Origin of the sequence: Flavobacterium sp. (assembly GCF_043722275.1) — a bacterium.
Taxonomy (GTDB): Bacteria; Bacteroidota; Bacteroidia; order Flavobacteriales; family Flavobacteriaceae; genus Flavobacterium.
This window is the reverse complement of the sequence record NZ_JAYSPC010000193.1, coordinates 139,262-152,713: the sequence shown is the minus strand read 5'-3', so window position 1 is coordinate 152,713 and position 13,452 is coordinate 139,262. Positions and strand designations below refer to the sequence as shown.

At 30.0% G+C, this 13,452-nt stretch carries 15 protein-coding genes; 12 read left to right on the top strand and 3 right to left on the bottom strand.

Annotated elements, in window-relative coordinates; all coding sequences use genetic code 11:
* Window positions 1–247 precede the first annotated feature (247 nt).
* Window positions 248–613, bottom strand: coding sequence for a hypothetical protein (locus ACHZDT_RS22915; protein WP_394777014.1), 366 nt, complete (start codon window positions 611–613; stop codon window positions 248–250).
* Between the two features lie 329 nt (window positions 614–942).
* Here ACHZDT_RS22915 and ACHZDT_RS22910 point away from each other — a divergent pair, with 329 nt between their 5' ends.
* Window positions 943–1,341 (top strand): hypothetical protein, encoded by a 399-nt coding sequence (locus ACHZDT_RS22910; RefSeq protein WP_394777013.1) that lies wholly within the window; start codon window positions 943–945, stop codon window positions 1,339–1,341.
* A gap of 185 nt (window positions 1,342–1,526) precedes the next feature.
* Here ACHZDT_RS22910 and ACHZDT_RS22905 read toward each other — a convergent pair whose 3' ends face one another.
* Together ACHZDT_RS22905 and ACHZDT_RS22900 are read right to left on the bottom strand one after the other, a co-directional pair.
* Window positions 1,527–3,023 carry a tyrosine-type recombinase/integrase gene (locus ACHZDT_RS22905; RefSeq protein WP_394777012.1) on the bottom strand — a complete coding sequence of 499 codons (1,497 nt, stop codon included), beginning with the start codon at window positions 3,021–3,023 and terminating at the stop codon, window positions 1,527–1,529.
* 709 nt (window positions 3,024–3,732) lie between these two features.
* Entirely contained in the window at window positions 3,733–4,323 is a 591-nt protein-coding gene (locus tag ACHZDT_RS22900) for a riboflavin synthase (protein ID WP_394777011.1), read from the bottom strand.
* 298 nt (window positions 4,324–4,621) lie between these two features.
* Here ACHZDT_RS22900 and ACHZDT_RS22895 point away from each other — a divergent pair, with 298 nt between their 5' ends.
* The 11 genes from ACHZDT_RS22895 (at window position 4,622) to ACHZDT_RS22845 (ending at window position 13,451) form a co-directional block, all read left to right on the top strand.
* The gene (locus tag ACHZDT_RS22895) at window positions 4,622–5,197 is read left to right on the top strand and encodes a TerD family protein (RefSeq protein WP_394777010.1); all 576 of its coding nucleotides are present in this window, start codon (window positions 4,622–4,624) and stop codon (window positions 5,195–5,197) included.
* Between the two features lie 210 nt (window positions 5,198–5,407).
* The gene (locus tag ACHZDT_RS22890; protein ID WP_394777009.1) at window positions 5,408–6,073 is read left to right on the top strand and encodes an HAD family hydrolase; all 666 of its coding nucleotides are present in this window, start codon (window positions 5,408–5,410) and stop codon (window positions 6,071–6,073) included.
* 2 nt (window positions 6,074–6,075) lie between these two features.
* A complete protein-coding gene (locus ACHZDT_RS22885) occupies window positions 6,076–6,882 on the top strand; it encodes a phosphoribosyltransferase family protein (protein WP_394777008.1) in 807 nt (268 codons plus the stop codon).
* A gap of 4 nt (window positions 6,883–6,886) precedes the next feature.
* Window positions 6,887–7,441, top strand: a complete 555-nt coding sequence (locus tag ACHZDT_RS22880; protein ID WP_394777007.1) for a TerD family protein — start codon at window positions 6,887–6,889, stop codon at window positions 7,439–7,441.
* A gap of 3 nt (window positions 7,442–7,444) precedes the next feature.
* Window positions 7,445–8,053 carry a TerD family protein gene (locus ACHZDT_RS22875; RefSeq protein ID WP_394777006.1) on the top strand — a complete coding sequence of 203 codons (609 nt, stop codon included), beginning with the start codon at window positions 7,445–7,447 and terminating at the stop codon, window positions 8,051–8,053.
* Window positions 8,054–8,061: 8 nt separating this feature from the next.
* Window positions 8,062–9,150, top strand: coding sequence for a toxic anion resistance protein (locus tag ACHZDT_RS22870; RefSeq protein WP_394777005.1), 1,089 nt, complete (start codon window positions 8,062–8,064; stop codon window positions 9,148–9,150).
* 22 nt (window positions 9,151–9,172) lie between these two features.
* Window positions 9,173–10,138: a hypothetical protein gene (locus tag ACHZDT_RS22865; RefSeq protein WP_394777004.1), complete on the top strand. Its 966-nt coding sequence runs from the start codon at window positions 9,173–9,175 to the stop codon at window positions 10,136–10,138.
* 11 nt (window positions 10,139–10,149) lie between these two features.
* Window positions 10,150–10,701 carry a TerD family protein gene (locus tag ACHZDT_RS22860; protein WP_394777003.1) on the top strand — a complete coding sequence of 184 codons (552 nt, stop codon included), beginning with the start codon at window positions 10,150–10,152 and terminating at the stop codon, window positions 10,699–10,701.
* A 19-nt stretch (window positions 10,702–10,720) separates the two neighbouring features.
* Window positions 10,721–11,380: a TerD family protein gene (locus ACHZDT_RS22855; RefSeq protein WP_394777002.1), complete on the top strand. Its 660-nt coding sequence runs from the start codon at window positions 10,721–10,723 to the stop codon at window positions 11,378–11,380.
* 120 nt (window positions 11,381–11,500) lie between these two features.
* Window positions 11,501–12,136 (top strand): VWA domain-containing protein, encoded by a 636-nt coding sequence (locus ACHZDT_RS22850; protein ID WP_394777001.1) that lies wholly within the window; start codon window positions 11,501–11,503, stop codon window positions 12,134–12,136.
* Window positions 12,137–12,398: 262 nt separating this feature from the next.
* Window positions 12,399–13,451 (top strand): TerY-C metal binding domain-containing protein, encoded by a 1,053-nt coding sequence (locus ACHZDT_RS22845; RefSeq protein ID WP_394777000.1) that lies wholly within the window; start codon window positions 12,399–12,401, stop codon window positions 13,449–13,451.
* Window position 13,452 lies beyond the last annotated feature (1 nt).

Sequence of the window (13,452 nt, the reverse complement as noted above, 5' to 3'; positions counted from 1 at the left end):
AATTGATCTCTTTCACAAGAATAGGGTGCTCACTTTGAACCGGAATCAATTGCTCTCTTTTACCGGAATGGGGTGCTCACTTTTACCAGAATTTGCAGTAAAAGCAAAAGCCACTGTTAAATAGTGGCTTTTTTTATAAGGAAGAAAGCTCAATTCACTTATACTTAATATCAAATCTATAATTTATAAGTTGTTTTATAAAGTCAATATTAAAATGAGGAATTGTCGTGATCTATTGATATCAGTTTTAATTTAATTTTTCTACATCGAAATAATTAACTACTTTCACCTCTTTTGGTTCAACTAAATAGTATTCTAGACTATTATATTCTCCATCAATCATAACATCTTTGTAATGGCACTCGCCAACAGCTACCTCTTTTATATAACAATTATGTTTTTCAAAATATACTATGGTTGTTTCTATACATTCTCTACGATCTTTTATGTTTTCACTATCGTGTTCTATAATACCACCTAAAAATGTTTCTATTTCTTCTAACAATTCTTTATCCTCGATTTTATACTGTAAATACTCTCCGTCATTTACAAAGTTTCTTAATGATAAATCATTCTCTAAAATTGTTTGAACTATTTTCTTTTCAATTTTCATATTTCTTATTTTTTTGTGAAAATAAAGAAACTATATGAAAAAACAAATTAATGTTTTTGCTTCATAAATGCTTCGCAGTCTTTTTATTTGATATTAATATGGCTTAAGTGAATTAAAATGTATAAAATAATATTATTAATTTATATCATCAAAACGAAATCATCTTAGAGAATAATTATCCATATATTGGCTCACTTACTTCACTTTCAAATATTTCCTGTTGATAAATACTATAAACAAAATGCTCAAGATGTTATAAGTAATCGCATTTCATTCCTTAGATTTGTATATTAACCAGCGATCAGCTCGCAATGAATTATTTTAGTTATATGATACCTAGCAAAAAAGGACAAATAGCAAAATTCCATACAGTTCTTGAAGGAGAAAATCCCGAACAATTGTATGTTGTACTAGATGTTATTGAAGATGATGAAAGACCTAGGGCCGAGATTCAAGCGCTCAACACATCCTTAACATTTCCACCAATTAATACTGTACGTTTAAACGACTTAGAAGTTGTAGAAATCGATACAAATGATTTGATTGGGCATAATGTAACTATTCTTAAATCAGATGAATCATACGTAAAAGGGAAAGTGATAAGTGTTGCACAACAAAAAATCAATCTTGACTTATCAGAAAGCATTTCAGGAGTTGAGACAAATGTGCATCTAACAATTATTGATAGAGATGGAAATAATCACGACGGAATACTTTTTGTAAATTAAATATTTAAACAAAATAATTATCAAATAAGAATATTTCTTAGTATTGTAGACAGAACATTAAAGAACTCTACGAAAATAGATGATAGAGTCAAGATAGAGTTGTGAAGATTATAAAGTGAATCGTTCAACAATAGCAAAAAATAAAATAGAAATATTAGTCTTAGTTTTACTAATACAATTTTGATTTAATAAATGGTTAAAAATCCACCATTCATGCTGTCATTACTATCTTGAATTCTGTCCGATAAAAATTCATTTACATAGTGTTCAGTTGTTGCTATGTTACTATGTCCTAAACTTTTTGAAATCGTGTAAATATCTTTGTTAGTGGTCTCAATCATTAAACTAGTATATGAATGTCTTGCCAAATGACTTGTAAAAGTAACATCCAATTCACATTTCTTCTGTAACTTCTTTAATTGTTTGTTGTAATAAGCAGTTTTTGAAGATAATTGATTGTATTGATATTTTGAAAGTGTGTTTTTTTCGGAATTAAATTTAACATCCTCAAAGATTTTATTGTCAAGAATGGGAAAAATAAACTTATTAGAATTTAACTTTGCGTAGCTTACAATTTCAATAATTAGAGCAGTTTTTAGAGAATGTTTAATTTCATTTATTACTTCCAACCATTGATTTAACAAATCTTCCAATTCAATTAATTTTTGTTTATCTTCTGGTTTTATTGAACTACTTAGAAATATAAATTGCGAAATGTTTTCTTTTCGTAGTTTTTCATAGTGTTTCTCTACTTCTTTATAATTGAAATTATAGCCAACATTGCCTATATTAAAGCTGAATTTTTTATTTAAAATTTTCTTACCAGTTAAAAAGTAATCCGTTAGCCTTAAAAGTATTATGAAGTTTAAAGGGATTTTATGAGGTGTTTTAGTCTTGAACTGGTAAAATATAATATCTCCTGATGTCAGATTTCCCCACCTTAAAGTCATCAAATCGCTTACCCTAATTCCTTGTGCGAAAATTTGAAAAATGAAATAATTTTTACAATTATAAAGAGGGTCTTTTTCTTCAATTGGAACTTTCAAAAGTATTTCAATATCTCTTTTTCCAAGAGTTTTTTTATCTACTGGTGCGGTCTTTCTATTTACAGATAGAAAAGGATTTTTACCTGGAACAAATTTATCTAATTCAACAGCTTTGTTAAATACATTTTTTATTTTTTTTATATACTTTATACAGGTGTTTATGGATATTTTTTGTTCTTTCAAATAGGTTTCAAAATCTCTCATTACGGAAGATGTTAAATCACTAAACAGAAGTCCCTTTCTATTTGTTTTTTCTAAAAAGTTTAAAAGGTGAGTGTAACTTGTAAGATGAGCTTTGTATGATCCGATTTCATTTCTTTTGTCAAAATAATCTAGTTGACTTTTAAAAAATTCTATAAATGAAACCTTTTCATTGCTGACGTTTTCAATAATTACTTCATCAGGTGAGTCAATTCTTTTTAACTCAAGAATTTTTTCTTCTATTTTTTTATTAAGTTCTTTATGATTCGAATGAGTACTGCTAACTGATCCGTTTTTTAATAAATCTTTTACTTTCATTGTGATGCCTAATGAGGAGTAAGTGGATTTTCTATTTTCTGTTCTCCTTATTTGAAGAATTCCAAAATTATCAGCAGAATATTTTTTTTTGACACAGGGATTGTAAGTAATTTTCATATAAAAAGTTTAAAAATCAAATGTAGTGTAAAACAAGTGTGAAACAAAACACATGAATAAATGTTTTTTGATTTTTATATGTAGTTGATTTATAGTTATTTGTGTTTTTGTGTAATTGATTTAGCAGTACAGGTGGGACCACAAAAAGCCTTTACAGTAAAATGTAGAGGCTTTTTTTATTTTACTTCATTAAAAGTATCTTTCTCAAAATCTAAAATGTAAAAATATACGTAAGTATGTGAAATGTGAATTTATATTTTCAGGTTTATTTCTTACGCGATTAAGCAAAGATTATTTCCAAGAAGTTTTTTTGATTAAAAACTTGCTTTTTGCTTAAAATCTTATACATTTGTCGAATAATTAAGCGTAAGCCCCTGTTTTTGTGCGAATTATATTAGAATGAATAAAATTTATCAACCTACCTTGCTGTACAGCAGCATGTTAAAATTATGAAGATAAAGACTGTTTTTTTTGTGTTTTTTTTGACTTTGTTAAATTTGTCAAGTATTATGGCTGCGCCAGTTACACCTCCGCCTGCTCCAATGTCGGTAAATAATACTCCACCTCCTAGTACTGATATTAATCAAAATATAGTTTTATTATTAATATGTGCATTAATTTTTGGTATGCACACGATATATAAATTTAATTTAAAAAGAAAAGCTTCAATATAAATTGAAGCTTTTCTTTTGTAAAGTACTTTTGAATTTTACTTATTGATGGAGTAAAGTCTTGAAATGTATTTTCCCACTACATCAAATTCCAGATTTATTTTTGTTCCAACTTCAAAATTTTTGAAATTAGTATTTTCATAAGTATACGGAATAATTGAAACGCTAAACTCGTTTGTTTTAGAGTTTACAACTGTCAGGCTAACTCCATTTACTGTAATTGATCCTTTTTCAATTGTAATATTACTGAGATTTTTATCATACTCAAAAGTATAATTCCAGCTTCCGTTTGCTTCTTCAATCTTAATGCAAGTTCCGGTTTGATCAACGTGTCCCTGAACAATATGTCCGTCAAGACGATCGCCAAGTTTCATTCCTCTTTCCAGATTTACAATATCGCCGGCTTTCCAGTCTCCAATATTTGTTTTTAAAATTGTTTCGTCAATAGCCGTAACGGTATAAAAAGAATCTTTTATTGCTACAACTGTCAGGCAAATTCCGTTATGCGAAACGCTCTGATCTATTTTTAATTCGTTTGTTATTGTAGAATCTACTGTAATATGAAGATTACTTTGATCTTTTTGAATCTCGTGAATTTTTCCAAGGGTTTCTATAATTCCTGTAAACATTGTCGTTTTATTTTACTTAATGAAGTTTGTTTTTGGGTATTGCCACAAAGTTAGATTAAAAAAGCAAAACGGTAATTGATGTTATGAGATATTTAGTAAATGGATAAATTACAAGCTGTAAAAAAGCTTTAGGCTTTGTAAGGGACGATTGAAGTTCTGAAATGATTTTAAAGTTGCTTTTTTGCAGATTTTTCTATGGTTTGTTAATAAATATTTCAGGTTTTACGGGAACCCTCATTCTTACTTACTCCCCTTTTTTGTATCATTGTATGTTTATAAATATAAATGAGATAATAAAATGGCAATAAATTTACAAAAAGGGCAAAAGATTGATATTGGATTATCAAAAATTACTGTTGGCTTAGGCTGGGACCCAAATGAAGGCACAGGAAACGATTTTGACTTAGATGCATCTGCTATTATGATCAACTCTGATCGTAAACTTCTTGGCGAAGATTATTTTATTTTTTATAACAACTTAACTTCTCCTGACGGCGCTTTAGAACATACGGGAGATGATCCTACAGGCGGCAATAGTGACGGAGATGATGATGAAGCCATAAAAGTTGATTTGCATAAAATTGATGCCAATGTTCAGGAAATTCTTTTTGTGGTGACAATCGAAGATTTTGAAAGAAGAAAACAAAATTTTGGACAAGTTAGAAATTCTTATATCCGAATTGTAGATGATGCAAGCGGACAGGAAATTGCCAAATATGAATTAGACGAAGATTTTTCAATTGAAACAGGAGTAGAGTTTGGAAGATTGTACAAACGAAACGGACAATGGAAATTCGAAGCTTCGGGAATTGGATATAAAGCAGATTTAGGTTTCTTTCTTGAAAAATATTATTCAGGACAAATCATTAAATAAGGTATGTTTGTAAGGTTTAAACTATTTGTAATGCAAATCAAATAGTAATTCGTTATTTAACATGTTGATAATGTGATGAATTTGGATTTGTAAAAAGAAATTGCAAAATTTAGTTGGAAAAAAAATTGAAAAAATATGTTTAAAACAGCATTAAACTTTAATCCAATTAAAAAATTAAACAGGTAATCCTGTTATTATAAAAAATAAGATTTGAAAATAAATTACATAGACTACAGTCATCTTTCATTTGATTTATGGCTTACATTGATAAAATCGCATCCTGAGTTTAAGATCAAAAGAAATCTGATGTTTCGGGATTTTTTCGAAATAGATGCTACAATTGAAAAAGTAAGTGAGGTAATACGATATTATGATGTTCTCTGCAATAATATTAATGAAAAAACGGGATTGAATATCAATACGTATGAAATTTATTATCTAATTTTAAACGCTCTCGAAGTTGATATTAATAAATATGAAACCGATAAATTAAGTCAGTTCTACGATGAAACAGAACGTTTATTTATGGAATACAAACCAGTTTTGATGTTTTCAAATATTAAGGCATTGTTTCATGAAATAACACAGGAAAACAAGTCTATTAATATTTTAAGCAATACCGCTTTTATCAAAGGCAGGACTTTAAGAAAGTTATTGGCGTATTATGAATTAACAGATTATTTTAAGTTTCAGATTTACTCTGATGAGGTTGGTTTTTCAAAGCCTAATAATGAAATTTTTCAATTGGTTTTTGATGAAGTAAATGCATTTAAAAAAACAGAGAAAAAAGAAATATTGCACATTGGTGACAACAGTATTGCAGATTATAACGGTGCGCTGAAATATGGATTTGATGCACATCTATTAAAAATATAAAAGTGAATAAGAGCTACAGTTTACACAAAATTCTCGAAAAAGATAATTGTCCGTTTAGAGAAGAAGAATACAGTAAATTCAAATTTGGAGATAAATTCTATGCAGAGAAATTTGCAAAAGAATTATTTGAAGGATTTGTCAATGAATTTAGAGATTTGATTTTATCAGAGCAGGAAATCGTGATTCTGCCAAGTCCGTATTTATCAATACCCACCGCTTCAAATTTTTTATGTTATTATTTTAAAAAAGAGCTCAACAGCTTTTTGTTTAAAAATAATAAAAAGGCAAGTATTGAATCAAAAATATACCGAAATCAAACGTATGTAACGGATTACGGTAATTTAGATTTTAACGAAAGAGTAAAACTAATTTCAAATGATACGTATTATATTGATCGTAATTTTATTGAAGGCAAACTTTGCATTTTTGTTGATGATATTAAAATAACAGGAAGCCACGAACATACCGTAAATAAAATCCTGGATCAATATAATGTCAATGGAGATTTTGTTTTTGTCTATTTTGCCGAATTAGCAAACAAAGGAATTCATCCTAAAATAGAAAATCACTATAATTATTTTTCGGTTAAAAACGTAGAAGATATTGTTGCGATTATAAACAGCGAACATTTTCAATACAATACCAGAATTGTGAAATTCATTTTAAGCTTAAACGAAGACCAGTTTAATTATTTAGTTGACAATATTTCGACTAAAAACAGTAATGATTTATTTCATCTGGCAATAAGCAATAATTATCATCAAATCTTAGAATACAAAACGAACATTAATGTAATTAAAATAGATTAAAACTATGGCTATCAATTTACAAAAAGGACAACGTGAAAATATTAACGCTCCTAAATTTACAATAGGTTTAGGCTGGGACACAAACAGCAGCAGCACAGGATCAGGTTTTGATCTCGATGCTTCGGTTTTTATATTAGGCGACAATAAAAAAATAATATCTGATGCTCATTTTATCTTTTACAATAACTTAAAATCACCGGACGATTCTGTAATACACACCGGAGATAATTTAACCGGAGACGGAGACGGAGATGACGAACAAGTAAAAATTGACCTGACGAAAATCAATGCGGCAGTAAAAGAAATTTGTATTGTTGTAACGATTCATGATGCTGTAAACAGAAAACAAAATTTTGGTCAGGTTAGGAATTCATTTATCAGAATTGTGGATGACAGCAACAATACTGAAATGGTGAAATACGAATTAGAAGAAGATTTTTCTATTGAAACAGCAGTTGAGTTTGGAAGAATTTACAATAAAGACGGACAATGGAAATTTGAAGCTATTGGCGCAGGAATGAAAGGCGGATTAGAGGATTACTTAAATAAATATAACTAAGATATGGCAATTAATTTAGAAAAAGGACAACGTATTAATCTTGAAAAAAGCAACGGTACTAAATTAGTCAACATTTGTGTTGGTGTAAATTGGGGTGCGATTGAAAAGAAAGGTTTTTTTGGTACAAAAAAAGAACCGGTAGATTTAGATGCAAGTTGTGCAGTTTATGACGATCAAAAAAAACATATTGACTCAGTAAATTTCAAAAAATTAATTTCAAATGATCGCGCTATCAAACATAGCGGTGATGATTTAACAGGAGATTTAAATGGTGATGACGGATTAGATAATGAAGTAATTACATTAGATTTTTCTCAATTGTCACCGGCTGCAAACCACGTTGCATTTTTCATTAATAGTTTCAGAGGTCAGGATTTTAAAGATATTCCGTTTGCATCTATCAGGATTTATGAAGGAACTCCAACAAAAGTAAGCCAGGAATTTGCACGTTACGATATTGCAAATGATGCTTCTTTTGCAGGAAATGTGTCAATGGTTTTAGGCGTTTTTTATAAAAGAAATGACGATTGGAAATTTAGCGCAATTGGAGTTCCAACAAGCGATAAAAAACTGGAGCAAACTATTGTTACCATTCAACAGAATCATTTATAAGATAAATTATGTCAGAAAATCAATTAGTTACTCAGGAAAATACTGCTTTGATTGATAAGGACGGAAATGTGAATTTAACCTCAATTACAGAGGCTGAAGTAAGCAATTACAAATCCATTTCGAATCAGTTAAATGAAAACGACGCCAATTCAATCCTGAATTATGGTGCCGAAATTCAAAATTCGATTGCAAAACAAAGTGATACGTTTTTAACGAATGTCAGAACCTACAATTCTGGTGAAGTAGGAACTTTAATCAATGATTTGCTTACAGAATTAAATTATGTAGATGTTGACCAGTTAGATCAGGGACCGTTTAAACGATTTTTGTCTAAAATTCCGCTTCTTAATAAATTAGTTATTGATGTAAAAAAATTATTCCAGCAATACGATAAGATTACTGTCAATATTGATAAAATCAGTAATAAAGTAAAAGCCGGAATGATCAATTCTGTGAAAGATAACAGCGCGCTTCAAACTATGTTTGATGGTAATGTGAACCTGATCAAAGAAATGGAAAAACACATTATTGCAGGACAAATTCGCTTTAAGGAATTAAACGAAGAACTTGCCGTAATGGAAGGAAATCCTACGCAATATCAGGACTATCAAATATCTGATAAAAGAAATTTCATCAATCGTCTGGACAAACGTTTAGCCGATATGAAAATTGTTCGTTTTATCATGCTTCAGTCTTTGGCACAAATACGGGTTGTACAAAATAACAATACGTCAATTGCCGAAAAAGCACAATCGATTTTAACCACGACAATGCCTGTCTGGAAAAATCAATTAACACTTGCGGTTGCTTTACAAAGACAAAAACAAAACATTGAAATACAACGAAGAGTATCTGAAACAACAAATACTATTTTGCAGAAAAATGCCGAAATGCTGAAACAAAACAGTATTGAAGTAGCAAAAGAAAATGAAAACACTGTCGTTTCTCTGGAAACATTGAAAATGACAACAAAATCATTAATAGATACTTTAACCGAAGTAAAACAAATTCACGATCAGGGTACGGAAACCAGAAGACAATTGGACGCCGGATTACAAAGCCTTGAAATTGAACTTAGAAAAGGGGTTACCAGCTAATTGACCAGAAGAAATTGATTAAATGCAAGAGGAAGAGGAACGGTACGTTCAAATAATAAAAGATAGTAATAGAAAACTTGTGATTTTAGAATTGTTATCCAATTTCTTTAATCACAAGGATTTTGTTGGTGTTTTAATAAAAACAAAAATCATTCATACGCTCTTTGAAAATAATAAAACATTAGATATAAATAAATTAGAACTATTTCACATTCAGTATACAAGTAGTTTTATCGATTTATTTCAGAAATTAAAAAAATCAAAAGAACAGCAATATGTTTTAATTTCTGATGAAATATATATCAATCTGGATATTATATCAAAATTAAAAACAGAGATAGGAGATTCAAAATTTCCTCAATTGTTAAGGACTCATGCTCAAAACATGTCCAAAAAAATTGAAGAGCTTTATCAGATGTTTTCTACTGAAGATGCAGATTTTTTTAATTGGAATGAAATAATAAGTTTTTCGGATAGTATTAAAACAGAATATTACAGAGAAATTAGTATCGATCAGTATGAAAAAATCGCAACTTCAAAGAAAAGTTTATATGAAAATAAATATTCTAAGTTCGAGAAAAAACTTTTAGGAAGATTAAACGTCCTGAATTTTAAAATTAAATTTTCGTGTGGCTTAATTTGTAATAATGAAATTATTGAAGTCTATGAATTTAGGGATTCAAACGACAAATTTGTTTTTATTGCCAATGAAAAAGCATTTTATTTTTTAGAAAGTGAAATGGAAAACGAAATTAATCTCTTAAAAAATGATTCAGTCAAAGGAGAGATTATAACGCAATTGAAAAACAAGAACGCCAGTTTAGAATCAGAATTAAGTACAGTAAAAACATCACTTCCCGAAAACGTCAATGAAGTGCTGAAAGATTATTTAAATAAAATTTCATCAATTGATTTTATTGAAGATTTACAAAATGTCGACGAGCAAACGAACATTTTAAAAACAATGTTAAATATTAATATTAAATAAAAAATATATAAATGGCAATTAATTTAGAAAAAGGTCAAAGACAGAGTATTGATGCTCCAAAATTTATTGTAGGACTTGGCTGGGACAGTAATTCCAGTAGTACAGGTGAAGGATTTGATTTAGACGCTTCGGTTTTTTTAATTGGTGCTAACGGAAAAATTCCAAATGATAACCATTTTGTTTATTATAATAATTTAAAATCACCTGACGGATCAGTAATTCACACGGGAGATAATTTAACAGGCGCCGGTGACGGAGATGATGAGAAAATACAAATCGATTTGTCAACCGTATCACCGGATATTACCGAGATTTCGTTTGTAGTAACAATTCACCATGCTGATACAAGAAGACAAAATTTTGGACAAATTAGAAATTCATTTATCAGAATTGTAGATCAAACCAATACAGAATTAGTAAAATACGAACTTGACGAAGATTTTTCTATAGAAACAGCAGTTGAATTTGGAAGAATTTATAAAAGAAACGACGAGTGGAAATTTGAAGCTGTTGGAATAGGAATGAAAGGTGGCTTACAGGATTATTTAAATAAATACAACTAATTTAAAACGATAAAACAGCATGGCAATTAACTTAACAAAAGGACAGAAAATTGATTTAAGAAAATCAAGCGGTGAATCATTAACAAGTTTTTGCGTTGGTGTAAACTGGGGCGCAATTGAAACCCGTGGATTTTTAGGATTGTCAAAAAACGTTATCAATATTGACTTAGATTTAAGCTGTATCTTAATCGACGATCAAAACAAACTTTGCGATCATTTGTATTCTCCATTATACAGAGCCGAAGTTTTGCAGCAATTTGGTTTACCAATAGGTAAATTGTTAACCGTTGACGGAGCCTTAAAACATACTGGCGATGACCTTGCAGGAGATACAGGTGGAGATGATGGTTTAGACAACGAAATCATAACTGTCGATTTGTCAAAAGTTGATGCTAAAGTTACTCAGATATTTTTCTTTTTAAATAATGCCGGAAAAGAGGATTTCTCTCAAATTCCTTATGCAAAAATCAGAATGTACGAAGGTACGCCTACAAAAGTAGTATCTGAATTTGCCTCTTACAATGTTTCTGCAGATCCTCAATATGTAAACAAACGCTCCATCATTATGGGTAAATTGTATAAGAGAAATAATGAATGGAAATTTAGTGCCATTGGTGACCCAACAGATGATACATTTTTGGGACAAACGATTCACAAAATTATTCAGTCTTACCTATAGTTTAAAATATCATTTAGTCAAATAAACTTTTCATCAATAACATTTTCAGGAAAGTTTATTTGACAAATTGCCGAGTCTGTTTATAAAACATAATCTGTTATTAATTATTTTTTAAGTACTATGAGAAGACTGCCTGTATATTTTTTATTAGATACTTCCGGTTCAATGTACGGAGAACCAATTCAAGCTTTGAATAATGCTTTAAGCGGAATGATTAATACGTTGCGTACTGATGCTCAAGCGCTGGATTCGCTCTGGATTAGTATTATAACTTTTGACAGAGAAGTAAAGGAAATTATTCCTTTGACGGAATTAGTAGATTTTCAGCTTCCGGAAATTATGTGTCCTCAAAGCGGACCAACAAATACGGGCGCAGGTCTTGATTTTGTTATTCAAAAAGTAAAAACCGATGTTATAAAAGGATCTTCAACACAAAAAGGAGATTGGAAACCATTGCTGTTTGTTTTTACAGATGGTAAACCTTCTGATATTCAATTGTACAGACAAAAAATCCAGGAAATAAAAAGTCTCAATTTTGGTGCTGTTGTAGGTTGCGCAGCCGGACATATGGCAAATGATGATATTTTGAAAGAATTAACTGATAATGTCGTACATTTGGCATCGGCTGATAGTGCCGCATTGAAACAGTTTTTCAAATGGGTTTCTGAAACTATAGAACAAGGAAATAAAAGTCAGGGAACCGGAGAAAGTGTGACATTACCGCCTCCGCCAAGTGAAATTATTATAGTGATATAAAGTACAAACATAATTGTGCTTTAATATATGTTAATAACATTTCCTGAAATTTTATTCAGATTCTTGTTTGTTGTACTGTTTTTACTATTCAGAATATTGCCTTACAAAGACAAGTTAAATCCTCAATATCAAAATATTTCTGATTGTTCAAGAGTTTTTTTCCTATTCAATTTTCTAATTATAATAATAAAACCATTTCAGGTTTGATATGACACGGCTTGTATTTTTAATTATTTTTTAATGCTATTAAATTTCCTATAACATGAGAAGATTGCCCATATATTTTTTAATAGATATTTCTGAGTCAATGGTTGGAGAACCAATTCAGCAAGTTGAGGAAGGTTTAGCTACAATCATTCAGGCATTAAAAACAGATCCTCATGCACTTGAAACCGTTTTTGTTTCAATTATAGTATTTGCAGGTCAGCCAAAAACACTAGTTCCGTTACAGGAAATAGTGAGTTTTTATCCGCCTAAATTCCCAATTGGCAGCGGAACATCTTTAAGTAAAGGTTTAGGACATTTGATGTATGAATTAAGAAATAATATTGTTAAAACTACTTATGAAGTAAAAGGCGACTGGAAACCTATTGTTTTTTTATTTACAGATGGAGTTCCTACAGATGATACTCTTGCAGCGATAAACGAATGGAAACAAAACTGGCAGAAAACAGCCAATTTGATTGCGATTTCTTTCGGGAATGAAACAGATACAAAAGTTCTGGGCGAGCTGACAGAAAATGTATTGCATTTTAAAAACACCAATGTGCAATCGTATAAAGAGTTTTTTAGATGGGTTACAGATTCTATAAAAACAAGCAGTATTAGTGTTGAAAATAATTCGACAGGTTTTGAGTTGGCAAAATTAGACGGAGAAACGCTATCAAAAATTGATTTGACTAAAGTAGATCCAAACCGTCAATATGTTGATGATAATTTTGTGGTTTTAAACGGTAAATGTCAAAATACTAAAAGACCTTACTTAATGAAATACCGCAAAACAATTGCAGAATCAATTTATGCAGGAGTCGAATTATCATCTAAAAATTACAAATTAGTTGGCGCATATCAGGTTGATAACGCTTATTTTGAATTAGCAGATACTAGTAATTTTAGTAATAAAGTAAATACTGATGAACTTATTGGCGGACCTACATGTCCTTGCTGTGGCAATCAGGTTGCTTTTGCAGTTTGTGTTTGCGATAAAATACATTGCATTGGTGATGAAAATATAAGTACTTGCCCGTGGTGCGGAAATCAGGGAAGTTATGGCAGTGGCGAAGGCGGATTTGATGTCAATAGAACACAAGGATAAT